The following is a 22,872-nucleotide window of genomic DNA, read 5'->3' as shown; positions in this document are numbered from 1 at the left end:
AGCGCTCCCGGCTGCAGCGTGCCGCCCACCCGCGCCCAGTGCATTCAGGGCTGGGCGCGCTCCAGCGACGCATCGCCGCCCAGCGTGCGATACAGCGTCACCCGATTGGTCGCCGCGGTCAGTTCCACCGCGACCAGGCTGCGCTGCGCCGCGTAGTAGCTGCGCTGCGCATCCAGGTTGGACAGCGCGCTCTCCACGCCGACGCGGTAGCGCTGCGCACTGGCATCGTAGGTATTGGCGGCATCGGCGAGCAGATCCTGCTGCGCGCGCAACTGCGCATCGATGGTGCCGCGCCGGGCCAGCGCATCGGCCACTTCGCCGAAGGCGATCTGCACGGTCTTTTCGTAGCCGGCCACGGCGGCGTCGCGCTGCGCCTCGGTGTAGCGCACGTTGGCGCGCGCCGCACCACCATCGAACAAGGTGTAGGCGGCGCCCGCGCCCACCGAGCCGTTGAACGCGTCGTGGGTGAACAGGTCCGACAGCGCGGTGCTGGTCAAGCCCAGCAGGCCGCTCAGGCTGATGCGCGGAAACAACGCGGCGCGGGCCGCGCCGATCTCGGCATTGACCGCGCGCAGTTCGTACTCGGCCTGCACCACGTCGGGCCGGCGCAGCAGGATGGTCGTGTCCAGGCCGGCCGGCGGATCGCCGATGCACGCCGCGGCATCTGCGATCGAGGCCGGCAACAGCGTCGGATCCACCGGAGCGCCCACCAGCACCTGCAGCGCATTGACGTCCTGCGCCATCGCCGTGGTCTGCGCGGCCAGGTCGGACTGCGCGCCATGCAGCACCTGGTTGGCCTGGTCCAGCGCCGAGTGCGGCACGATGCCGCCGTCCACCCGCTGCGCGGTCAGCGCCACGCTGGCGCCGGCACTGCGCACGGTGTCCTGCGCGATCGTCAGCAGGCTGCGGTCGCTGGCATAGGTCAGCCAGGCCGTGGCGATGTCGCCGACCAGGGTCAGGCGCGTGGCGCGCGCCGCCGCCTCCTGTTCCAGGTAGCGCTGCTGCGCGGCCGCGGTCAGCGCGTGGATGCGGCCGAACAGATCCAGTTCGAAGGCGGTGACGCCCAGGCCCAGGTCGTAGTTGCTGGCATAGCCCGCCGCCGGGGCGGCCGCTGCGTTGCCGCCCTGCGTGGCGTCGTTGGCCGGCGCCGCGCCCTTGCCGCGGTAGGAGCGCGCATAGGTCGCGCTGGTACTCACCTCCGGCAGCAGGGCCGCGCGCTGGATCCGGTACTGCGCCCGCGCCTGGGCGATATCGGCGAGTGCGATCCGCAGGTCGCGGTTGTTGTCCAGCGCCTGGGCGATCAGCGTCTGCAGGCGCGGGTCGCCGAACACCTGCCGGTAGCCCAGCGACGGCAGCGTGGCCTCGTGCTGCGCCAGGTAGGCGTCGCCCACCGGCCACGACGGCGGGATCGGGGCGGCGGGCCGCACATAGGCCGGGGTCAGGCTGCACGCCGACAGCAGGCACGCGACACCGAGTGCGAGCGCGCGCATCAGGCCGGCTCCGGCAGCGTCGGCGCGGATGGCGGCGCCGCCCCGTCGCGGCGCGCGCGACGGGGCGCCAGCCACTCGGCCATCGCGATGTGGAAGGCCGGGGTCAGGTACAGGGTCAGTGCCTGCGAGAACAGCAGGCCGCCGACCACGGCGATACCGAGCGGGCGGCGCGCTTCGGCGCCGGCGCCGACGCCCAACGCGATCGGCAGCGAGCCCAGCACCGCGGCGAGCGTGGTCATCATGATCGGGCGGAAACGCACCGTCGCCGCCTCCAGCATCGCCGCGCGCGGCTGCTTCCAACGCGCATCGCCCGAGCGCTCCAGGTCCAGCGCGTAGTCCACCATCATGATGCCGTTCTTCTTGACCAGCCCGACCAGCAGGATCAGGCCGACGAAGCTGAAGAGATTGAGCTCCTGGCGGAACAGCACCAGCATGAGGATGGCGCCGAACCCGGCCAGCGGCAGCGAGGTCAGGATGGTGATCGGATGCAGCGCGTTCTCGTACAGGATCGCCAGCACGCCGTAGATCAGCAACACGGTGATGAGCAGCAGCATCGGCAGGGTCTTCATCGAATTCTCGAAGGCCTGTGCCGAGCCGGCGAACTGGCCGCTGATCGCGCGCGCATCGCCCTTGCCCAGGGTCTGCGCCATCAGGTTGCCGATGCCCGCGGCGGCATCGCCCAGCGACACGCCTGGCGCCAGGTTCATCGACAGCGTCACCGCCGGCAGGCCGGCGTAGTGGTTGATCGCCACCGGTCCCACGCCCATGCGCACGTCGGCCACCGCGCGCAGCGGCACCATCGGGCCGCCGGCCGCGGTCAGCACCGCGCTGGTGCCGGAACTGCTGTTGGAGGTCTGCGTGCCGATCGCGGTGATGCCCGGGTTCTGGTTGCCGTTGAACGACAGCGCATCCAGGCCGTTGAGGTCGGCCTGCGCCGATGGCTCGACCTGCAGCAGTACCTCGTACTGATCGGTGTCGCCGTAGATGGTGCTGATCTTGCGGCCGCCATACGCGCTCGCCAGGGTGTCCTGCAGGCCGGCGGCGGTGACGCCCAGCGCGGCGGCCTGCTCGCGGTGCAGGACGACCTCGATCTCCGGGTTCTTGAGTTGCAGGTCGCTCTGCGGATCCTGCACGTCGCGCAGTTGCCGGATGCGTTGCAGGATGGTGTCGGACTGGGCGTACAGCGCCTTCTGGTCGGTGGACTGCAGCACGTACTGCAGCGATCCGTTCGATGCCGTCGGCCCCATGTCGATCGCCGGCGGATTGCGCATGTTGAGGGTGATGCCCTGGATCGCCGCGACCTGCTTGCGCACATCCTGGATCACCTCCTCGGCGCTGCCGCTGCGCTCGGACAGCGGCTTGAGCCCGATCAGCAGGCGCCCGCTGTTGCTGAGCGAATCATCCGAGCCGATCACCGATTCGACGTTGGCCACGTTGGGATTGCGCTGGATGATCTTCACCACCGCCGCCTGCTTGGCGACGAAGTCGGCGAAGGCGGTGCCCTCGGGCACGCGGGTGTCGCCGTCGATCTTTCCCGAATCGACCTGCGGAATGAAGCCCTTCTCGACCACGGCGTAGACGCCGGCGGTGCCGACCAGGGTGGCCACACCGATCACGCACATCAGGCCGATACGCTCGGTCGCCCAGGCCAGCGAGCGCGCGTAGCCGCGTTCGCTGGCGTCGACCAGCCGGTCGAAGCGCTCGAACACCCAGCCCGCGCTTTTCTTCGGATCGAGCCAGCGGCTGGCGAGCATCGGCGTGAGCGTCAGCGAGACGATCCCGGACAGGATCACCGCGATCGCGATGACCATGCCGAACTCGGAGAACAGCCGCCCGACCAGCCCGCCCATGAACACGATCGGCAGGAACACCGCCGCCAGCGACACCGTCATCGACAGCACGGTGAAGCCGATCTCGCGCGAGGCAGCGATGGCCGCGTCCATGCGGCTGGCGCCCTGCTCGGCGTGGCGGACGATGTTCTCGATGACCACGATGGCATCGTCGACCACGAAGCCGACCGACAAGGTCAGCGCCAGCATCGAAATGTTGTCAAGGCTGAAGTGCAGCAGGCGCATCACCGCGAAGGTGCCGATCAGCGAGGTCGGCAACACCAGCGCCACGATCAGGGTCGCCATCCAGCTGCGCAGGAACAGCAGGATCACCACGATCACCAGCACCAGCGAACCGACCAGGGTCCACTCCACGTCCTCCACCGACGCGCCGATGTAGTCGCCGCGGTCGTAGAGCACGTCGAGCTGGGCATCGCCGGGCAGCTGCGCGCGGATCCCCGGCAACGCCGCCTGGATGCCCTGGGTCACCGACAGCGTGTTGGCGCCAGGCTGGCGATGGATGTTGATCTCGATCGCGCGCTGGCCGTTGAGCGAGGCGGCGGTCTGCAGGTTCTCGACGCTGTCCTCGGCATGACCGACATCGCGCAGGCGCACCGGCGCGCCGTCGGCATAGGTCAACACCATCGCATCGAAATCGGCCGCGCGCTTGAGTTGGCCGTCGGCGCGCACGGTGTAGGACCGCGCGCGCCCCATCAGCGTCCCGGCCGGCGCGTTGCTGTTGCCCGCCTGCACCGCCGAGACCACCTGGTCGAAGCCGAGGTGGCGGGCGGCGAGCAGGTGCGGATTGACGAACAGGCGCACCGCGTACTTCTGCGCGCCGTTGACGTCGATCTGGCCGGCACCCGGCACCGAGGCCAGGCGCAGCGCCACGCGATCCTTGGCGAACTGGTTGAGCAGCGGCAGCGCGATGGTCCTGGAGCGCAGGATCAGGTGCATGATCGGCGCGGCGCTGGGATCCTCCTTCTGGATCTGCGCCGGGTTGATCTCGCGCGGCAGCAGGCCGGCCGCCTGCGAGACCGCGTTCTGCACGTCCTGCGCGGCGGCATCGACATTGCGGCTCAACGCGAACTGCAACACGATGCGGGTGCTGCCGACGCTGCTGGTCGAGCTCATCGTGTCCAGCCCCGGCAGGCCGCTGAACTGGCGCTCCAGCGGCGTCGCCACCGCCGCGGCCATGGTCTCGGGATTGGCACCGGGCAGCGACATGTTGACGGTGATGGTCGGGAAGCTGACGTCGGGCAGCTCGCTCACCGGCAGCGCGAAGTAGGCCATGCCGCCGGCCAGCACCAGCCCGATCATCAGCACCGAGGTCATCACCGCGCGGCGGATGAACAGCGCCGACAGGTTCACGCATGCCGTCCGGTCGCCGCCGCGTTCGGCGTGGCGTGCGGGTTGCCGGATTGCACCGCGGTGCCGTCGCGCAGTTCGTTGGGCACGGTGAGGATGACGCGATCGCCCGCGCGCAGGCCCTTGGCGATCACCGCCTGCCCATCGATCATCCGCGCCACGCTGAGCGGCCGCGCCACGGCGCGACCAGCGACCACGCAGTACACGTACGGCCCCTGCTGTCCTTGCTGCAAGGCGCTCTCGGGCACCGCCAGGGCCTGCGGGTCCTCCGCCAGGATCACCCGCACGGTGACGAACTGCCCCGGCCACAGCGTGGCGCCGGCGTTGGCGAAGCGCGCGCGCAGTTCCAGGGTGCCGCTGCTGGTGTCGAAGGCATTGTCGAGGAACGCCAGCTCGCCGCGAGCCAGCAGCGTGCCCTTCACCGCATCCAGCGCCAGCACCGGCAAGCCCAGGCCCTGGCGCCCCATCGGCGCCGCGCGCACCGCGTCGACCTGCACATGCGCCAGGGCGAAGCGCACCTCGATCGGCGTGCTGACGTTGAGCGTCACCAGCGCCGTGCTGGAACCGCTGGACACCAGGTTGCCCGGCTTGACCGCGATGGCGCCGGCGCGGCCGTCGATGGGTGCGCGCACCTGGGTGTAGGCCAGCGACAGTCGGGTCTGCTCGACCTGCGCCTGGTCGGCAGCGACGGTGCCGCGCAGCGAGCGCAGCGTGTCGGCCGCGGTGGTGTAGGTCTTGGGATCGACCGCGCCGGTCCTGGACAGCTTGGCGTAGCGCGCCTCGGTGTCGGCCGCGTCGGCCGCCAGCGCTTGGTCGCGGGCCAGGGTGGCGCGCGCCTGCGTCAACGCCGCCCGCAGCGGCCGCGGATCGATGGTGAACAGCAGTTGCCCGGCGTGGACCTGCTCGCCGTCATGGATCAGCACCGACTGCAGCACCCCGTCGGCCTGCGCGCGCACCTCCACGGTCTGCGGCGACAGCAGCGTGCCGGAGGTCTCGATGATGTCCGGCACCCGGTGCGGTACGACCGTCATGGTCTGCACCCGCAAGGGCTCCGGTGCCGGCGCGGGGTGTTGGCGGTGTGCCTGCCAATACCAGCCGCCGAGGATCAGCAGGCACAGCGCGGCCAGTCCGGCGAAGAGCGCGACACGCCCCATGCCATGCGCGGCGCGTGGCATGGCGCGCTCGCCGGCACGCCAGGGTGGCGCGCACAGCAGTGAGAAATCGTCGAAGGTGGCAGCAGGCCGCGCGGGATCCCGTCCCGCGCCGACCTCAGGGTGCTGCCCAGGGAACCGCCCATCGCTCTGGCTTCGCATGCCGGCCGCGTCCGCACTCGTGGTGAATGGCCATGCCGTGACACCAGGATCTCTGTGCGCACGCAGCGGTATAGCCTGTCCCAATGACGCCACATCGACAGTGATGGCTCCGTGATAGAACGCACATCAGCACGCGCAATGTGCGTCGCCCTCGGCACACGTCATCTACCGCGGCACGCCCCGCCACCGCATGCGCACGATCGCGGGGCCGGCCGGCCAGGAACCACGCCTCGGCGCTCACGGACTGCCGTCGCGCTCCACCACCAGCACCCGCGCCGGCCCCTGCGGGTGCGCCACGTGCTCGGTGCCTTCCGGCGCATGGAACACGTCGCCGGCCTGCAGCAGCGCCACCTGCTCGACGCCATGCACGCGCCAGCGCATCTGCACCTGTCCATCCAGCACCACGAACACCTCCTGACCGTCGTTGACGTGCCAGACATAGGGCTGGTCGGTCCAGTGGATGCGCACGCCGATCCCGTCCAGCAGCGCCACCGGCAGCGCCTCCCAGGCGCGGCTGCCGGTGAAGTCACGCGCACGCAGCACCCGCGGCGCGGCGCTCATGCCAGGCCGCGCGCGCGGCGGTTGGACTGCAGGACGTTGTCGCGCGGCAGCGGCAGCCCCGCCTCCACCGCCGCGATCCACTGCGCGGTGTCGGCGACCGCGGCGAAGTTGCTGTGGAACACCACGCCGAACACCCGGTGGATCTCCTCGGCACTGGCCTGGCCGGCGGCGTTGGCGTAGGGCAGCGCGCCGCTGGCGTCGCCCAGCACTTCCACCGCCAGCCCGCGGTGGAAGGCCTCGTACACGGTGGAGGCGTTGCAGTTGTGGGTCATGTAGCCGACCACGGTCAGGGTGTCGATCGCCTGCGCCTGCAGCCAGGCGGCCAGGTCGGTGTCGGCGAACACGCTGGGCCGGGTCTTGCGCAGCAGCCGGGTGTGCGGCCGCGCGGCGACCTGCGGGTGCAAGGCCCAGCCGGCGCTGCCGTCGGCGAACACCGGTGACTGCGCCGGCGCGGTGTGCTGCACCACCAGCACCGGCACGCCGTGCGCCTGTGCCGCATCCATCGCCTGCAGGACGTGGGGCAGCGACTGCGCCACCGGCGGATGGGCGATGGGCAGCGCGCCGTCGAAGTACTCGTTCTGGACATCGATGACCAGCAAAGCGCGGCGGGGGGAAGACATGCGGTGGCTCCAGGGTTGAGAGGCCGCCAGTGTCGGCGGCCGGGTGCGCGGCGACGAGTGGCCCGAAACACCGTTTTCGCTAAAATCGGGCCATGTCGCCGCATCGCATCGCCGTGGTCGCCTTCGACCGCATCAGCCCCTTCCACCTCGCGGTGCCTTGCCAGGTGTTCGAGGCGCGGCCGGACACCGACCTGCCGGCCTTCGACCTGCGCGTGTGCGCCGCCGAACCGGGCCTGCTGCGCACCGACGCCGGGTTCGCCATCCAGGTGCAGCATGGCCTGGAGGCGCTGGACGACGCCGACACGGTGATCGTGCCGTCCTGGCGCGATGCCGCCGAGCCGGCACCGGCGGCGCTGTGCCAGGCCCTGCGCCGCGCCCACGCCGCCGGCGCGCAGGTGGTGGGCCTGTGCCTGGGCACCTTCGTGCTGGCCGACGCCGGCCTGCTCGACGGCCGCCCCGCCACCACCCACTGGGCGGCACTGGACCGCTTCGCGCAGCGCCACCCGCAGGTGCGGCTGCAGCCGGACGTGCTGTACGTGGACGACGGCGACGTGCTGACCTCGGCCGGCACCGTGGCCGGCATCGATTGCTGCCTGCACCTGGTCCGCCGCCGCCACGGCGCCGAGGTCGCCAACCGCATCGCCCGGCGCCTGGTGGTGGCGCCGCACCGCCAGGGCGGGCAGGCGCAGTACGTCGAACAGCCGCTGCCGGCCAGCCGCCGCGATGCCCTGCTCGGCCCGACCCTGGACTGGATGCTGCAGCGGCTGGAGCAGCCGCTGCGCCTGGACGCACTGGCCGCACACGCGCGGATGAGCCGGCGCAGCTTCACCCGGCAGTTCCGCCAGGTGACCGGGACCACCGTGGTGCAATGGCTGGCGCACCAGCGCCTGGTCCGCGCCCAGCAACTGCTGGAAAGCACCGACCTGGCGCTGGAGCGGATCGCCGCCACCTGTGGCTTCGGCAGCGCCGGCGCGCTGCGCCAGCAGTTCGCACGCGCCCTGGGCGTGCCACCCTCGGCCTACCGCCGCGGCTTCCGCGCCGGCTGACGGCAGCCCGCTACGTTCCGGCGCTCGCGCCACGTCGCCCGCACCGGCAACCGCTACAATCGGCGCATGCGCGTCTTCCTCCAGCAACGCCCCGACGGCAACGAGCCGCCACGCTATCTCCAGTTGACCCTGCAGCCGGACCTGCTCGGCGGTTGGGAACTGTTGCGCGAAAGCGGCCAGATCGGCGGCCGCGCGCAACTGCGGCGCGAGCTGTACCTGCAGCAGGACGACGCCCACGCCGCCTTCGAGAAAGCCCGCGACGCGCAACTCAAGCGCGGCTTCCAGGTCATGTTCACCCGTGGCGCCGACGCGCCGCGCTAAGGAATCCCCCATGCTCAAGAACGACCGCCTGCTGCGCGCGCTGCGCCGCGAGCCCGTGGACCAGACCCCCGTGTGGCTGATGCGCCAGGCCGGGCGCTACCTGCCCGAGTACCGCGCCACCCGCGCCCGTGCCGGCAGCTTCCTGGCCATGGCCAAGACCCCGGAGCTGGCCTGCGAAGTGACCCTGCAGCCACTGGCACGGTTCCCGCTGGACGCGGCGATCCTGTTCTCGGACATCCTCACCATTCCCGATGCGATGGGCCTGGAGCTGTACTTCGTCGAAGGCGAAGGCCCCAAGTTCCGCCACCCGGTGCGCGACGCCGCGGCGATCGCCCGGCTCGGGGTGCCGGACATGGAGACCGAACTGCGCTACGTGATGGACGCGGTGCGGGTGATCCGCCGCGAACTGGACGGCAGCGTGCCGCTGATCGGCTTCTCCGGCAGCCCCTGGACCCTGGCCTGCTACATGGTCGAGGGCGGCGGCAGCGACAACTACGCGCGGATCAAGGCGCTGGCGTTGAACGACCCGGCGGCGCTGCACCGGCTGCTGTCGGTCAACACCGACGCGGTGATCGCCTACCTGGCGGCGCAGCGCGCGGCCGGCGCGCAGGCACTGCAGGTGTTCGACACCTGGGGCGGCGTGCTGAGCCCGGCAATGTACCGCGAGTTCTCCCTGCCCTACCTGCAGCGCATCGCCCGCGAACTGGCGCGCGGCGACGGTGCCGAGCGCACCCCGCTGATCCTGTTCGGCAAGGGCAATGCGCCCTACCTGGAGGAACTGGCCGGCTCCGGCGCCGAAGGCGTGGGCGTGGACTGGACCATCGACCTGGCCGACGCCGCGCGCCGCACCGGCGGCCGCGTCGCCCTGCAGGGCAACCTGGACCCGGCGATGCTGTACGGCGCGCCGGAGGCGATCGAACGCGAAGTGCAGCGCGTGCTGCGCAGCTATGCCGACGGCAATAACGGCTCGCTGGACGGCCACGTGTTCAACCTCGGCCACGGCCTGTCGCCGGACATGCAGCCCGAACACGTCGGCGCGCTGGTAGAGGCGGTACAGCGGCATAGCCGGCGCGCATGAGCGCGCCGGTCACACGTGCTTGAAATGGACTGGCGTACGCCGCAGTGACGCCTTCGCTAGCACGCTTCAGCTTCATCTGTTTGCACCGCCTCTGCGAGCCCCGTCTTCAACACGACAACGCCAAGAGACTACGGATGAGTGAACAACGCTTGAGCCGTTCGCGCCGGGACTTCATGCGCGTGGCGGTCACCGCCGCAGGTTTCGCGTCGCTTCCGTGGCTCACGCCGGCGCGAGCCGGAACGTCAGCCGGCAACAAGGCGCCTTCTTCCGGCGGCCCAGGCCACACCGACGGCGGCAGCGCACGCGGCACGAAACTGATCCTGCTCGGCACCAAGGGCGGCCCCACTCCCTCCGCGTTGCGGGCGGCGCCGGCCAATGTGCTGCTGGTCGATGGACAGCCATACGTCGTGGATTGCGGCAACGGCGTCGCGCAGCAGCTCACGAAAGCCGGAATCAGGCTGCCGGCTATCCGCGACATCTTCATCACGCACCACCACTCCGATCACAACGCCGATCTGCTGAACCTCGTGTTCCTCGCATGGGCGAGCGGGCTGCAGACGCCGGTGCATCTGTATGGGCCGCCGCGTATCGGGAAGATGGTCGACGATTTCGTCGATATGAATGCCATCGACCTCGACGTGCGAACCCGCGAGGAAGGCCGTCCGCCTTTCCGGCCGCTCGTCAACGTCCACGAATTCGATGCGCCGCGCACGGTGCTCGAGAACGATCAGGTCCGCGTGACCGCGACGCTCGTCGATCACTATACGATCAAGCCGGCATTTGCCTACCGCTTCGAAACGCGTGAGCGCACCGTCGTCTTCTCGGGCGACACCCGCTATGACGAACGTCTCGCCAGTTTCGCCAAAGGGGCCGACGTGCTCGTGCACGAAGTCATGTATCTGCCAGCCCTGGAAAAGCTGCTGAAAACGAACGACAACGCGCCCACACTGCTCGACCACCTGCTCAAGAGCCACACGACGACGGAGCAGGTCGGCAGAATCGCCGCGGCAGCAGGCGTGGGGACGCTGGTGCTCAACCACTTCGTGCCGGGCGGCGACCCGACCATCACCGACGACATGTGGACCAAGGACGTGCGTCGACACTTCAAGGGCAACATCGTGGTCGGCAAGGACCTCATGGAAATCTGACGACACGCCATGACGATGCCCCGGCCTCCCGTCGCGTTGACCGTCCTGACCGGCTTTCGGCTCAGACAAGACAGCCTCTCGAACCGCCTGCTACCGCAGGCGGCGACGAGTCGTGTGCGCGACACTGCGGTCCCCTCGGCCAGGCCACGCGCATGAATCCGGTCAGTTACTTCGAAATCCCGGCCGCCGACCTGGAGCGCGCCATCGCCTTCTACAGCGCCGTGTTCGATACCACGTTCGAACGTGCGCAAATGGATGGCAACGCCATGGCGTTCTTCCCCTACGCGCCGGGCCGTCCAGGCGCCAGCGGCGCGTTGGCCCAAGACGACAGCTACACGCCCGGCCAGGCCGGCGCGCGCCTGTACTTCACGGTACAGGACGTCCGCGCCACGCTCGACAAAGCGATCGCCGCCGGAGGCCGCGTGCGGTATCCGCCGACCTTGATCGGCGCCTTCGGCGAGGTCGCCGACATCGAGGATTGCGAAGGCAATTGCGTCGCGCTACACGTGCCGCCGGTCGCCGCCGACACCGCGTCCTGACGGGACGCGGGAAGCCTGGAGTTCCGAGCAAAAGCGTTATCGCGCGACCCGATGGGAAAGTGGCGATTTTCTTGTGCAAGGGACTTCAGTTCCGACAAACTGTCCCGGTAAGGCCCGTCGGGACTGAAGTCCCTCCCACAGTGCGGTCGCAACCGCGCTGCACGTGCGGAAGAATCCCGGGTCACGGGTCCCACCCTGTCAGCGTCATCGCTGAGCGCCGACTGGATGACGCACGCGCCGCGAGCGCGGCTGCACGGCACGGCGACGCGATCTGCGCGATCCTATTGCCCCCCGCGTCGCCCTGCATGCCGATGTCCGCGCCCTCCTCCGATCCGATCGCCGTTCCCAACGCGCGCAGTTTCCGTCCGCTGTTATGGCTGGTGTCGCTGGCCATCTTCATGCAGATGCTCGATGCGACCATCGTCAACACCGCGCTGCCGGCGATGGCGCGCAGCCTCGGCGAGAGCCCGCTGCAGATGCAGTCGGTGGTGTTCAGTTATGCGCTGGCGGTGGCGATGTTCATTCCCGCCTCCGGCTGGATCGCCGACCGCTACGGCACCCGCCGCACCTTCCTGATCGCGATCGTGCTGTTCACCCTCGGCTCGCTGCTGTGTGCGGCGGCGCCGCGGCTGCCGTATCTGGTGGCCGCGCGCGTGCTGCAGGGCATCGGCGGCGCGATGCTGCTGCCGGTCGGCCGGCTGGCGGTGATGCGCTCGGTGTCGCGCGCGCAGTTCCTCAGCGCCATGAGCTTCATCGCCATTCCCGCGCTGATCGGGCCGCTGGTCGGGCCGACCCTGGGCGGCTGGCTGGTGCAGGTGGCGTCCTGGCACTGGGTGTTCCTGATCAACCTGCCGATCGGCGCGATCGGCTTCGCCGCCGCGCTGAAGATCATGCCGGACTTCTACGGCGAGCAACGTACCCGCTTCGATCTGATTGGCTACGCGATGCTGGCCTTCGGCATGGTGGCGCTGTCGCTGGCGCTGGACGGCATCTCCGAGCTGGGCCTGCGCCACGCCTTCGTGATGCTGCTGGCCATCGCCGGGCTGGCGGCGCTGATCGGCTACTGGCTGCACGCGGCCAACGCGCCGGCGCCGCTGTTCCCGCTGCACCTGTTCAAGGTCATCAGCTTCCGCATCGGCATCCTCGGCAACCTGTTCTCGCGCGTAGGCAGCGGCAGCATGCCGTTCCTGATCCCGCTGCTGCTGCAGGTGGGCCTGGGCATGAGCCCGATGAACGCCGGCCTGATGATGATCCCGGTGGCGCTGGCCGGCATGGCCTCCAAGCGCGCGGCGGTGAAGCTGGTGGAGCGCTTCGGCTACCGCCGCGTGCTGATGACCAACACCGTGCTGGTCGGCACCGCGATGGCCAGCTTCCTGCTGTTCGACGTCGGCCAGCCGCTGGGCTGGCGGCTGCTGCAGCTGGCGCTGTTCGGCGCGGTCAACTCGTTGCAGTTCACCGTCATGAATACGGTGACCCTGCGCGACCTGGATCGCGACCAGGCCAGCGCCGGCAACAGCCTGCTGTCGATGGTGATGATGCTGGCCACCGGCTTCGGCGCCGCGGCCGCCGGCAGCTTGCTGGCGGCGTTCAACACCCATCTCGGCGATACCCACGGCGCCACCGCGGCGCTGCACGCGACCTTCGTCTGCGTCGGTGCCATCACCCTGACCTCGACGCTGATCTTCTGGCAGTTGCCGGATACGCGGCCGCATCCGAAGCAGGTGGAAGAGGTGGCGGAGTAGCTGGGAGTGGGGATTTGGGAGTGGGGATTCGCAACGGCGAGGGCGATGCGGTCCGCACGGTTCCTGGGCTCTCGTAGGAGCTTCTTTAGCCGCGACCCGACGCGGCCGGGAACGCCGGGTCGCGGCTAAAGCCGATCCTACAGAGACCGTGCGCCGCGCACTGCCTATGTGGCTTCACGGCGACCGTCGCTTTCCCCGGGTCCCGGGTCCCGAGTCCCCGGTCCCGGCTTCCCCTCCACCGCCTCCGCCAGCATCTCGCCGGTCACCGGCTTGCGCAGGAAGCCGCTGAAGCCGGCGGCGCGGGCCTGCGGTTCGGCGTCGGCGTCGGCGCGGGCGGTGACCGCGATCAGCGGCATGCCGTAGCCGAAGGCGCGCAACTGCCGCGCCAGCGCCAGGCCGTCCAGACCGGGCAGGTCCAGGTCCAGCAAGGCGATGTCGAACGTGCTGGCCGCCGCTTCGGTCAGCGCGGCCAATGCGTGCACAGCGTGGGTGACCTGGTGGCCGCGCGCGCGCAGCAGGCCGCCGACCACCTCGGCCACGGTCGGATCGTCCTCGACCAGCAGGATCCGCCGCGGCGTCGCGGCGCTGGCGGACGCGCGGGTGTCGCGCGGCGCCTGCGGCAGCGGCTCGGGCGTCCACGGCAACGGCAGTTCGACCAGGAAGCGGGTGCCGGCACCGAGGCGGCTGCGCAGTTCGATGCGCCCACCCATCGCCACCGCCAGTTCCTGACTGATCGCCAGGCCCAGGCCGCTGCCGCCGTAGCGCGCGGCGGTGCGCGGCCCGTCGGCCTGCTCGAAGCGCTGGAACAGCCGCGCCTGCTGTTCGGCATTGATGCCCGGCCCGGTGTCGGCGACCTCGAAGCGCACGCCCTGCTGCGGCTGCAGCGGCGCCACCCGCAACTCCACGCTGCCGTGCTCGGTGAACTTGATGGCGTTGTTGAGCAGGTTCAGCAGGATCTGCCGCACCCGCGTGGCGTCGCCGCGCGCGGTGACCTGCGGCGGCATGGCGTTGTCCAGGGCGAAGGCAAGGCCGCGGCCACGCGCCATCGGCCCCATCATCGCCTCCAGTTCGGCGATCAGCCGGCCCAGGTCGAACGGCTGCTGCTCCAGTTCCAGGCGCCCGGCCTCGATCCGCGCCAAGTCCAGCGCATCGTTGACCAGGCGCAGCAGATGCGAGCCGGCGTCGCGGATCGATTCGGTGTAGCGGCGCTGCGTGGGATCCAGCGGCGTGGCCAGCAGCAGTTCGCTCATGCCCAGCACCCCGGTCATCGGCGTGCGCACCTCGTGGCCGAGCGTGGCCAGGAAGCGGGTCTTGGCCAGCGAGGCCTGCTCGGCCACCTCCTGCTTGTGCACCGCCAGTTGCCAGGCGGCGCGCCGGCGCAGGCGGCGCCGGTACAGGTAGGCGAGCAGCCACAGTGCCAGCACCGCCAGCACCGCCAGCCCGGCCACGCCCCACGGACTGCGCCACCACGGCGGCAGCACGCGAAAGCGCAGCGTGATCACCTTCGACCACACCTTGTCGGCGGTACGCGCCTGCATCTCCAGGGTGTAGTGGCCCGACGGCAAGCGCGAGAACAGGCGCTCGCCGCTGGCGCCGACATCGACCCAGTCCGGATCGTAACCGCTGAGGCGGAAGCGATAGGTGTTGGCGTCGGTGTCGGAGAACGACAGCAGGCGCGCGACGACGTGCAGATCGCGGTCGCCTTCCTGCAGCACGATGCGGTCGGCGTGCAGCAGGTCCAGCGCGCGCTCGCCGCGGCGCACGCCGATGCGCTCGATCACCAGCGGCGGCTGCCGCCGCGACGGCACCACCTGTGACGGCTCGAACAGCACCACCCCATCCGGGGTGCCGCCCAGGATCTGCCCGCTGCGCGCCTGCACCAGGGTGCGCGCGTAGAACTCCTGATTGGGCAGGCCATCGTGCACACCGTAGGAGCGGATCGCCTTGCTCGCCGGATCGACCCGGATCAGCCCGCGCATGCTGCTCAGCCAGGCCACGCCGCTGGCATCGACGACCAGGCCGTTCGGCGCCAGCGCCGGGAACTCCTGTTCGGCATCGATGCGGTCGAGCAGGCTCAGCCGGCTGCCATCCCACAGATAACGCTCCAGGCAACCGACGCTGGCCAGCCAGACCACATTGCCGTCGCTGATCGCGAAGGCGCTCAGCGGACGCCGCGGCGCACCCGGCACCGGCTCGAAACGCACGCGCGCCGGGTTCCAGGCCAGCAGGCCGTGACGGCCCAGCACCCAGGGCTGGCCCTGCGGCCCGGGCTGGGCCTCGTCCACCACCAGTTCCGCGGGCAGGCCGTTGGTGCCCGGCGCCATGTCGCGCAGGACGTGGCCGTCGAGGTCACGCACCTGCACGCCGCCGATGTCGCTGAAGATCCAGACGTGGCGATCGTCGCTGAAGGCGATCCGCTGCACCTGCGACGCAATCGCCGCATCGGCACCGGCGTCGCTGCCCCAGCGCCGCACCTCGCCGCTGACCGGGTCGTAGCGCAACAGCGCGCCCCAGGCCGCCGCCCACACCCGCCCCTGCGGGTCCTCGGCGATCGCCCGCGACCAGTTGCGTCCGAACATCGCCTGCATGTGCCGATGCACGACGCCGGTGGCCGGGTCCAGCTTGTCCAGCACCCCGCGCGTGCCGGCCAGCCATACGCCGCCGTCGCGGGCGGCGGCAGTGGCCTGCACGTAGGGATTGCCCATCGACTCCGGGTCGTCCACCCGGTGGGACAGCACCGAGAACTGCTGCCAGTTGGCCGGCAGGTGCCACAGGCCGGCATTGGTGCTGGCGAACCACAGGCCGCCCTCGCGGTCCTCGAACGCCAGCGACCAGTTCGGCTTGACCAGTCCGTGCGCGGAGTTGCTGTACAGCGGCACGTTGCGGATCACCCCCGACTCGCTCTCGCGGCCCAGCCCGTCCATGGTGTCGAACCAGCGGGTGCCATGGCGGTCGTGGACCAGCATCCCCAGCACGCTCTCGCTGGGCATGTTGCGCCAGTACGGCTCCACCACGCTGGCATCGGCGCGCAGCAGGCGCGCCCCGCCCTGGGTGGAGACCCACAGCGTATCGTCGCGTTCGGGGGTCAGCCCCTGCACTTCCGGGTGCGGCAGCGCGGCCGCGTCGACACGCTGGAAGTCGTGCCCGGTCCAGCGTGCCAGACCGTCGCGGGTACCGACCCACAGGGTCCCGTCCGACGTGGTCGCCAGGTGGATGACCGTGGCCGACGGCAGGCTGCGTTCGTCGCCGGGCACCGGCATGAAGCGGCGCAGGCGGCCGTCCGGCCGCAGTTGGTGCAGGCCGCCGGTGGCGGTGCCGAACCAGACGCTGCCGTCCGGCGTGGAGGCGATCGCCCACACCGTGGTGCCGCCGATCTGCGGATAGGTGCTGCTGTCGTAGTAGCGGAATTGCCGGCGGTCGGCCGAGAGCATGCCCAGGCCGGCACCGTCGGTGCCGAACCAGACCCGGTTCTGCGCATCGACGTGCACCGACCAGATCTTGTTGGCGTGCAGGCCGTCCTCGATGCGCCAGATGCGGTAGCCGCGTCCGTCGAAGCGCGCCAGCCCGTCGCTGCTGGCCAGCCACAGGTAACCGAGCTTGTCCTCGGCAAAGCCATTGATGCTGTTGGACGGCAGGCCGTCGGCCACGGTCAGCTGGCGCGGCTGCGGCGTCGGCGGCACTGCCGCGCCAGCGACCGCGGACCACGCCAGCAGCAGCCATCCCAAGATCCGTCTCGACCGCATCGCCTCTGTCTCCCCTGACGGGCGTCCGTCCCGCGCCACCACCCCATCGTCGGCGATAAGCGCCGGCGCTGGCAACCGATTCGCATCGCCTCAGAGCCGGGGCGGCGCGCCGTCCAGCACCGCGTCGATGGCGGCCTCCAGCATCTGCCCGGTGACCGGCTTGCGCACGAACCCGGCGAAGCCGGCGGCGCGCGCCGCGGACTCGGCCTCGCCGTCGGAGCGCGCGGTCACCGCCAGCAGCGGGAAGCCGTGGCCCAGCGCGCGCAACTGCCGCGCCAACGCCAGGCCGTCGAGCGCCGGCAGATCCAGGTCGAGCAGGCCGATGTCGAAGCTGCCCTGGCTGGCTTCGGTCAGCGCCTCCAGGCCGTGCGCGGCCCAGGCCACCTGATGGCCGCGGCCGCGCAGCAGTTCGACCATCACCTGGGCCACGGTCGGTTCGTCCTCGACCAGCAGGATGCGCAGCGCGGTGCGCGCCCGCGGGGCCACCGCCGGCACCACCGCGGGCTCCTGCGCCGGGCGCCAGCACAGCGGCAGGCCCACGCGGAAGCGCGCGCCGTGCCCGAGCCGGCTCTCGACCTGGATGCGCCCACCCATCGCCATCGCCAGTTCCTGGCTGATCGCCAGGCCCAGGCCGCTGCCGCCCTGGCGCACCGCGGTGCGCGGGCCGTCGCCCTGTTCGAAGCGCTGGAACAACCGCACCTGCTGCTCGGCGCCGATGCCCGGGCCGGTGTCGGCCACCTCGATGCACAGCCCTTGGCCATCCTGCGCCGGCGCCACCTTCAGCGCCACCGAGCCGCTGCTGGTGAACTTGATCGCGTTGCCCAGCAGGTTCAGCAGGATCTGCCGCACGCGCAGCGCATCGCCTTCCACCGTGGTCGCGCCGGGCATGGCGTCGTGCAGATCGAAGCGCAGCCCGCGCGCCTGCGCCAGCGGCGCCATCAGGTTGACCACCTCGGCGATCAGCGCCTGCAGCGCGAACGGCTGCGACTCCAGGCGCAGGCGCCCGGCCTCGATCCGCGCCAGGTCCAGCGCGTCGTTGACCAGGTGCAGCAGGTGCGTACCGGCGCGGCGGATCGACTCGGTGTAGCCGCGCTGCTTGGGATCCAGCGGCGTGGCCAGCAGCAACTCGCTCATGCCCAGCACCCCGGTCAGCGGCGTGCGCACCTCGTGGCCGAGCGTGGCCAGGAAGCGGGTCTTGGCCAGCGAGGCCTGCTCGGCCAGTTCCTGTTTGTGCAGGGCCAGCTCCCAGGCGTGCTGGCGGCCCAGGCGCCGCCGGTAGGCGCGCAGCGACACCAGCAGCAGCAGGCCGGCCGCGGCGAGCAGCCCGACGATGCCCCAGACGCTGCGCCACCACGGCGGCTGCACCTGGAACGGCAGGCGCAGCGTCGGCGACCAGGCGCCGTTGCGGGTGCGCGCCTGGATCTCCAGCACCTGCGCACCGTCGGGCAGCTGCGGCAGGATGCGTTCGCCGCTGGCGCCGGTGCTGACCCAGTCACGGTCGTAGCCCGGCAGGCGGAACCGGTAGACGATGTGTTCGGGATCGATGTAGGACAGCAGCCGCACCGCCACGCGCAGGTCGCGGTCGTCCGAGCGCAGGGTGAAGTCGCCGCGCGTGGGCAGGCTCAGCAGTTGCGGGCCGCGCCGCACCTGCACGCTCTCCATGCTCAGCGCCAGCGGCACCGGCACCGGATCCGGCTGCCGCGTGTCCAGCAGCGCCACGCTGCCGTCGGCGGCGGCCGCCACCAGCACGCCGTCGGCGGTCATCAGCAGGCCGCGCCGCACCAGTTCCTGGCTGCCGAGGCCGTCGCGGGTGCCGAACGCGCGCACCGCCGGGGTGTGCCGCGGATCGACCCGGAACAGGCCGCGGCGCATGCCCAGCCAGGCGCGACCCTGCGGATCGGCGACCAGCGCGCTGGACTCGGTGGCCGGCAGCCCTTCGGCCACCGCGTAACGCTGGCTGCGCTGCCAGTGCGTGCCGTCGTGCCGCCACAGTTCCAGCCCGGACAGCCGGTGCACCCACAGCGTGCGTGCGTCGGCGAAGGCGAACGACTGCACCTTCTCGCCAGCCAGTTCCGGCGGCGTGCGGAACCGCCCGGCCGCGTCGTCCCAGTGCTGGAGCTGTTCGTCGGCCACCCACGGCGTGCCGTCCGGGGACATCGCGAACGCGGCGATGTCGGTCCCGGCCAGGCCGTGCTGGCCACCGGGGAGGTTCTGCAGGACGTGGCCGTCGCCATCGCGCACTTGCACGCCGTAGCCCGGCGCGGCGATCCACAGCCGCTGGCGCGCGTCCAGTTGCAGCCAGGCGAGCGTGCCGTCCGGAATCGCATCGGCTTCGCCGGCGCTGCGGGTCCAGCGCTGCAGGCGGCCACCGTCGAGCGGACCGCGCAGCAGCATGGCGCTGCCGCCCATCCACAACGCCCCGCGCGGATCGTCCAGCACCGACAGCATGCGGCCATTGGGCGCGCCGTTGGCCCAGTGCGGCGCGCTCAGCGCACCGCTGGTGGTGTCGAGGCGGAACACGCTGGCGCCGGAACCGAGCAGCCACACGCCGCCGGCGCGCGCCGGCGCCAGGCCGACGTACTGGTCGGCGGGCAGGCCCTGCGCGGTGCCCAGCACCGCCAGGCGACGCCAGTCCGGACGCAGATAGCCGAGGCCGCGCGTCGGCAGCGGCACCCACAGGCCGCCTTCGCGGTCGCGCAGCACCGCCTCCACCACGCTGGCGCCGGACACCGCCGCGCCGCCGGTGTCCACCCGCCGCGCCGGCCCGTCGGCCGGCTTGTGCCACAGGCCCTCGCCGTTGCCGAGCCAGTAGCCGCCGGCGCCGTCCTCGGCGATCGTGCTGACCGCGCGGTGCAGGGCGTCGGCCCAGTCCGCGCGCAGCCAGCGCCCGGCGCGGTCGCGCCGGAACAGGCCGGTGTTGCCGCTGAACCACAGGCCGTCGCTGAGCGGGGTGATCGAGGTGATCACCTGCGCCTTGTCCGGCGTGCCGTCGTCGATGCGGTAGGCGCTGACGCGCTGGCCGTCGTAGCGCACCAGGCCCTTGAAGGTGCCCACCCACAGCACTCCGGCGTCGTCGAAGGCCAGGGTCAGCACCGCGCTGTCGAGCAATGCGTCCACCTTCGGATCGCCAGCGCGGATGCGCTGCACCCGGCCATCGCCGCCCAGCCGATACAGGCCGCCGCGGTAGGTGCCGAAGAACACCGCGTCGCCGCGGCTGGCGATGGCGAACACCTCGTCGCTGCGCATCGCCGGCTGCGTGGCCATGTTGAAGTGGCGGAAGCCGCGCCGGTCCGCGCCGAGCACGCTCAGCCCGCCGCCCTCGCAGGCCACCCAGATGCGGTCGCGCGCGTCGATGTGCATGTCCTGCACGTAGTTGCAGCGCAGCGAGGCGGGATTGGCCGGGTCGTGCCGCCAGACCCGGAACTCGCGCCCGTCGTAGCGGGCCAGGCCATCGCCGCTGGCGATCCACAGGTAGCCGTCGCGGTCCAGCTGCAGTGCGGAGATGTCGCTGGACGGCAGCCCCTGCTCGCTGGAAAACACCCGGAAGCGCGGCAGCTCCGGCACCCCGGCCCAGGCATCGGCGCACAGACCGGCCAGCGCCAGCAGGCAGGCCAGCCCCCAGCAGCGCCACCGGCGTGGGGGATGCGGGATGGACATGGACATCGGCTCCGGCAAAGGACGTCGGCGGATGAACACCGGCGCACTGCCGGGGCCGGACGCGCAGGGCGCCCGCTCCGTGTGCCGCTCGCCACGGCAGCGTTCTTATACCCCGCGGCGGCCTAAAAATCACACTTGTCGCAGCGTGCAACGAACCGTTACGCGGCGCAGGTACGCAGCCGGCCCGGACTGTGACTAGAATCCGGCGACCTCCCAGCGCGGCCCCGCTCCATGCTCAAACCCTTTCTCGTGGCCCTCCTGCTGGCCTTGCCGGGCGCCGCCCTCGCCGCGCCGGCGCAGTACGCGCTGGACCCGGTGCACACGCGGGTGCTGTTCGCGATCGAGCACGCCGGGTTCTCCAAGGCGCTGGGCACCGTGTCCGGCAGCACCGGCACCCTGGTGTTCGATCCGGACGACTGGCGCAGCGCGCGGCTGCAGGCGCGGGTGCCGTTGCAGCGGCTGGACCTGGGCGACGACAAGTGGAACCGCGCCGCGCTGGCGCACAACCTGCTCGACGGCGAGCACTACCCGGAGGCGCAGTTCGTCTCCACCCGCGTGGAGCCGATCGATGCGCAGCACGCCAAGGTGATCGGGCAGCTGACGCTGCACGGCGTCACCCGCGAGGTGACCCTGGACGTGACCCTGAACGCAGTGAAGCGCCATCCGTTGCCGCCATTCCGCCGCACCGCCGGCTTCTCCGCCACCACCACGCTGCAGCGCGCCGACTTCGGCATCAGTGCCTGGCCGTCGGTGATCGGCGGCACGGTGGAGCTGCGCATCGAGGCCGAAGCCACCCGCGAAGGCGGCGCCAAGGCCGAGCCGGATCCGGCGCCGAGTACCACGCCAACCGCCCCCACCGACACCCGCACGCCGGCAGCGCAGGACGGCACGCCATGAGCGCGCGCAACACTCCCGAACGCTGGGGCAGCGTCAGCCAGACCCTGCACTGGCTGATTGCCGCGCTGATCCTGCTGCTCGGCGTGGTCGGCCTGACCATGGGCGAGTTGCCGAAGACGCCCAAGTATTTCTGGGTCTACACCGCGCACAAGTCGCTGGGCCTGACCGTGCTGGCGCTGGTGATCGTGCGGCTGGGCTGGCGCCTGTACGCCGGCGCGCCCAAGCCGGTGCCGGGCACGCCCGGCTGGCAGGAACGCATCGCCAGCGCCACCCACGTGCTGCTGTACGTGATGATCTTCGCCATCCCGCTGTCCGGCTGGCTGTACGACTCGGCCAGCGGCCTGCGCCCGTTCCGCTGGTTCGGCCTGGTCGCGGTGCCCAAGCTCAGCGCCCCGAACGAACACCTGCGCGACCTGTCGCACGCGGTGCACGAGTGGGGCTTCTGGCTGCTGATCGCGGTGGTCCTGGCACATGCCGGCGCCGCGTTCTACCACCACCTGTTCCAACGCGATGCCACCCTGGCGCGGATGCTGCCGCGCGGTTGGCTCACCCCCAAATCCTGAGGAGCTGTTTCGATGTCGACCCGTTTCGCGTCCCCCGCCGCCGTCGCCGCCAGTCTGGTGGCCCTGCTCGCCGCTGCCCCCGCGGTGCGGGCCGCCGACTATGTGCAGGCCCCCGGCTCCACCCTGGTGTTCGCCAGCAAGTACGACGGCGAGGTGTTCACCGGCCAGTTCCCCGGCTTCGACACCAAGCTCAGCTTCGATCCGGCCAACCTGGCCGGCGCCAAGCTCGACGTGACCATCCCGCTGGCCAGCGCCAAGAGCGGCAACACCGACCGCGACTCCACCCTGCAGGGCGCGGACTTCTTCGACGTCGCCAAGTTCGCCACCGCGCACTACCGCGCCGACAAGTTCCGCGCGCTGGGCAACAACCAGTTCGCCGCCGACGGCACCCTGGAACTGCGCGGCGTGTCCAAGCCGGTCACCCTGACCTTCACCTGGACCCCGGGCGCGCAGCCGGTGCTGGCCGGCAAGGCCACGGTCAAGCGCCTGGACTTCGGCGTGGGCGGCGGCGACTGGGCCGATACCAAGACCATCCCCAACGAAACCGCGATCAGCACCAAGGTGGTGTTCAAGGCGAAGTGATTCGCCACAGGCCGCGGCGCGCGGCCGCTGAGCGGCGGATTTCCTCGTCGGGTCCGCCGCTTTTTTTATGCGCGGCTCAGGCGCGTTCGGCCGAGGCCGCCAGCCAGGCGCGCACGCCGGCGGCATCGAATGGCCAATCCAGTTCGCGCCCGTCGGCGGCACGCAGCACCGGCACGCGCACGCCGTAGCGCGCCTCCAGCGCCGCGTCGTCGTCGATGAACACGCTGTGCGGCTCGGCCACGCGCGCCTGCGCCAGCACCTGCAGGGCCTGGTCGCACAGATGGCAGTCGTCGCGCTGGTACAGGGTCAGGGACATGCTCGCGTCCAATGCTGCGCTGCGGACCTGTGCCGCGCGCCGGAAGCATAGAATAGACG

The 22,872-nt window shown here is 71.2% G+C and carries 17 protein-coding genes; 9 read left to right on the top strand and 8 right to left on the bottom strand.

The genetic code is table 11. From position 1 onward, the window contains the following. Window positions 1-44: 44 nt before the first annotated feature. From GGR64_RS10630 to GGR64_RS10610, 5 genes are all read right to left on the bottom strand, one after another. Window positions 45-1,490 carry an efflux transporter outer membrane subunit gene (locus tag GGR64_RS10630; protein WP_184645703.1) on the bottom strand — a complete coding sequence of 482 codons (1,446 nt, stop codon included), beginning with the start codon at window positions 1,488-1,490 and terminating at the stop codon, window positions 45-47. Then, window positions 1,490-4,690, bottom strand: coding sequence for an efflux RND transporter permease subunit (locus GGR64_RS10625; RefSeq protein WP_184645701.1), 3,201 nt, complete (start codon window positions 4,688-4,690; stop codon window positions 1,490-1,492). Before GGR64_RS10625 ends, GGR64_RS10630 begins: the two co-directional genes overlap by 1 nt. Then, a complete protein-coding gene (locus GGR64_RS10620) occupies window positions 4,687-5,862 on the bottom strand; it encodes an efflux RND transporter periplasmic adaptor subunit (RefSeq protein ID WP_237475250.1) in 1,176 nt (391 codons plus the stop codon). The genes GGR64_RS10625 and GGR64_RS10620 overlap by 4 nt, the downstream gene beginning before the upstream one ends. A gap of 375 nt (window positions 5,863-6,237) precedes the next feature. Beyond that, entirely contained in the window at window positions 6,238-6,561 is a 324-nt protein-coding gene (locus GGR64_RS10615) for a cupin domain-containing protein (protein WP_160965484.1), read from the bottom strand. Beyond that, window positions 6,558-7,181: a cysteine hydrolase family protein gene (locus GGR64_RS10610; protein WP_160965486.1), complete on the bottom strand. Its 624-nt coding sequence runs from the start codon at window positions 7,179-7,181 to the stop codon at window positions 6,558-6,560. The genes GGR64_RS10615 and GGR64_RS10610 overlap by 4 nt, the downstream gene beginning before the upstream one ends. Before the next feature lie 92 nt (window positions 7,182-7,273). Between GGR64_RS10610 and GGR64_RS10605 the strand changes: the two genes are divergently transcribed. The 6 genes from GGR64_RS10605 to mdtD all read left to right on the top strand — a co-directional run bounded on the left by GGR64_RS10605 (window position 7,274) and on the right by mdtD (window position 13,055). After that, window positions 7,274-8,227 carry a helix-turn-helix domain-containing protein gene (locus tag GGR64_RS10605; protein WP_184645699.1) on the top strand — a complete coding sequence of 318 codons (954 nt, stop codon included), beginning with the start codon at window positions 7,274-7,276 and terminating at the stop codon, window positions 8,225-8,227. A gap of 66 nt (window positions 8,228-8,293) precedes the next feature. Next, entirely contained in the window at window positions 8,294-8,548 is a 255-nt protein-coding gene (locus GGR64_RS10600) for a WGR domain-containing protein (RefSeq protein ID WP_160959941.1), read from the top strand. Window positions 8,549-8,558: 10 nt separating this feature from the next. Beyond that, complete coding sequence (gene hemE, locus GGR64_RS10595; RefSeq protein ID WP_160965492.1) at window positions 8,559-9,626, top strand: uroporphyrinogen decarboxylase; 1,068 nt, start codon at window positions 8,559-8,561, stop codon at window positions 9,624-9,626. Between the two features lie 134 nt (window positions 9,627-9,760). Beyond that, on the top strand, window positions 9,761-10,774 hold the full coding sequence (locus tag GGR64_RS10590) for an MBL fold metallo-hydrolase (protein ID WP_184645697.1): 1,014 nt from the start codon (window positions 9,761-9,763) through the stop codon (window positions 10,772-10,774). 152 nt (window positions 10,775-10,926) lie between these two features. Further along, a complete protein-coding gene (locus GGR64_RS10585) occupies window positions 10,927-11,313 on the top strand; it encodes a VOC family protein (RefSeq protein WP_184645695.1) in 387 nt (128 codons plus the stop codon). Between the two features lie 311 nt (window positions 11,314-11,624). Further along, window positions 11,625-13,055 (top strand): multidrug transporter subunit MdtD, encoded by a 1,431-nt coding sequence (mdtD, locus tag GGR64_RS10580; protein WP_160965498.1) that lies wholly within the window; start codon window positions 11,625-11,627, stop codon window positions 13,053-13,055. A gap of 164 nt (window positions 13,056-13,219) precedes the next feature. On the opposite strand, the gene GGR64_RS10575 is transcribed toward mdtD, so the two are convergent. Together GGR64_RS10575 and GGR64_RS10570 are read right to left on the bottom strand one after the other, a co-directional pair. After that, window positions 13,220-16,798 (bottom strand): ATP-binding protein, encoded by a 3,579-nt coding sequence (locus tag GGR64_RS10575; protein WP_260302985.1) that lies wholly within the window; start codon window positions 16,796-16,798, stop codon window positions 13,220-13,222. 90 nt (window positions 16,799-16,888) lie between these two features. Next, on the bottom strand, window positions 16,889-20,455 hold the full coding sequence (locus tag GGR64_RS10570; protein WP_184645691.1) for an ATP-binding protein: 3,567 nt from the start codon (window positions 20,453-20,455) through the stop codon (window positions 16,889-16,891). A 231-nt stretch (window positions 20,456-20,686) separates the two neighbouring features. Here GGR64_RS10570 and GGR64_RS10565 point away from each other — a divergent pair, with 231 nt between their 5' ends. Genes GGR64_RS10565 through GGR64_RS10555 form a run of 3 tightly spaced genes read left to right on the top strand, consistent with a single transcriptional unit; the run spans window position 20,687 to window position 22,497 of the window. After that, on the top strand, window positions 20,687-21,352 hold the full coding sequence (locus tag GGR64_RS10565; protein WP_184645689.1) for a YceI family protein: 666 nt from the start codon (window positions 20,687-20,689) through the stop codon (window positions 21,350-21,352). Beyond that, window positions 21,349-21,915, top strand: coding sequence for a cytochrome b (locus tag GGR64_RS10560; RefSeq protein ID WP_184645687.1), 567 nt, complete (start codon window positions 21,349-21,351; stop codon window positions 21,913-21,915). The genes GGR64_RS10565 and GGR64_RS10560 overlap by 4 nt, the downstream gene beginning before the upstream one ends. Window positions 21,916-21,927: 12 nt before the next feature. After that, window positions 21,928-22,497 (top strand): YceI family protein, encoded by a 570-nt coding sequence (locus tag GGR64_RS10555; protein ID WP_184645685.1) that lies wholly within the window; start codon window positions 21,928-21,930, stop codon window positions 22,495-22,497. A 76-nt stretch (window positions 22,498-22,573) separates the two neighbouring features. Here the strand turns inward: GGR64_RS10555 and GGR64_RS10550 are convergent, their stop codons facing one another. Beyond that, window positions 22,574-22,813, bottom strand: coding sequence for a glutaredoxin family protein (locus tag GGR64_RS10550; protein WP_160965510.1), 240 nt, complete (start codon window positions 22,811-22,813; stop codon window positions 22,574-22,576). Window positions 22,814-22,872 lie beyond the last annotated feature (59 nt).

It is taken from the genome of Xanthomonas sp. 3307 (assembly GCF_014199735.1).
Lineage (GTDB): Bacteria > Pseudomonadota > Gammaproteobacteria > Xanthomonadales > Xanthomonadaceae > Xanthomonas_A > Xanthomonas_A rydalmerensis.
This window is presented reverse-complemented; position numbering and strand designations above follow the sequence as displayed.

Bases quoted from the DNA above. Each gene is read 5' to 3' on its own strand.
- GGR64_RS10630 (WP_184645703.1), bottom strand. From the start codon at position 1,490: ATGCGCGCGCTCGCACTCGGTGTCGCGTGCCTGCTGTCGGCGTGCAGC.
- GGR64_RS10620 (WP_237475250.1), bottom strand. From the start codon at position 5,862: ATGCCACGCGCCGCGCATGGCATGGGGCGTGTCGCGCTCTTCGCCGGA.
- GGR64_RS10615 (WP_160965484.1), bottom strand. From the start codon at position 6,561: ATGAGCGCCGCGCCGCGGGTGCTGCGTGCGCGTGACTTCACCGGCAGC.
- GGR64_RS10610 (WP_160965486.1), bottom strand. From the start codon at position 7,181: ATGTCTTCCCCCCGCCGCGCTTTGCTGGTCATCGATGTCCAGAACGAG.
- GGR64_RS10605 (WP_184645699.1), top strand. From the start codon at position 7,274: ATGTCGCCGCATCGCATCGCCGTGGTCGCCTTCGACCGCATCAGCCCC.
- GGR64_RS10600 (WP_160959941.1), top strand. From the start codon at position 8,294: ATGCGCGTCTTCCTCCAGCAACGCCCCGACGGCAACGAGCCGCCACGC.
- hemE (WP_160965492.1), top strand. From the start codon at position 8,559: ATGCTCAAGAACGACCGCCTGCTGCGCGCGCTGCGCCGCGAGCCCGTG.
- GGR64_RS10590 (WP_184645697.1), top strand. From the start codon at position 9,761: ATGAGTGAACAACGCTTGAGCCGTTCGCGCCGGGACTTCATGCGCGTG.
- GGR64_RS10585 (WP_184645695.1), top strand. From the start codon at position 10,927: ATGAATCCGGTCAGTTACTTCGAAATCCCGGCCGCCGACCTGGAGCGC.
- mdtD (WP_160965498.1), top strand. From the start codon at position 11,625: ATGTCCGCGCCCTCCTCCGATCCGATCGCCGTTCCCAACGCGCGCAGT.
- GGR64_RS10575 (WP_260302985.1), bottom strand. From the start codon at position 16,798: ATGCGGTCGAGACGGATCTTGGGATGGCTGCTGCTGGCGTGGTCCGCG.
- GGR64_RS10570 (WP_184645691.1), bottom strand. From the start codon at position 20,455: ATGTCCATCCCGCATCCCCCACGCCGGTGGCGCTGCTGGGGGCTGGCC.
- GGR64_RS10565 (WP_184645689.1), top strand. From the start codon at position 20,687: ATGCTCAAACCCTTTCTCGTGGCCCTCCTGCTGGCCTTGCCGGGCGCC.
- GGR64_RS10560 (WP_184645687.1), top strand. From the start codon at position 21,349: ATGAGCGCGCGCAACACTCCCGAACGCTGGGGCAGCGTCAGCCAGACC.
- GGR64_RS10555 (WP_184645685.1), top strand. From the start codon at position 21,928: ATGTCGACCCGTTTCGCGTCCCCCGCCGCCGTCGCCGCCAGTCTGGTG.
- GGR64_RS10550 (WP_160965510.1), bottom strand. From the start codon at position 22,813: ATGTCCCTGACCCTGTACCAGCGCGACGACTGCCATCTGTGCGACCAG.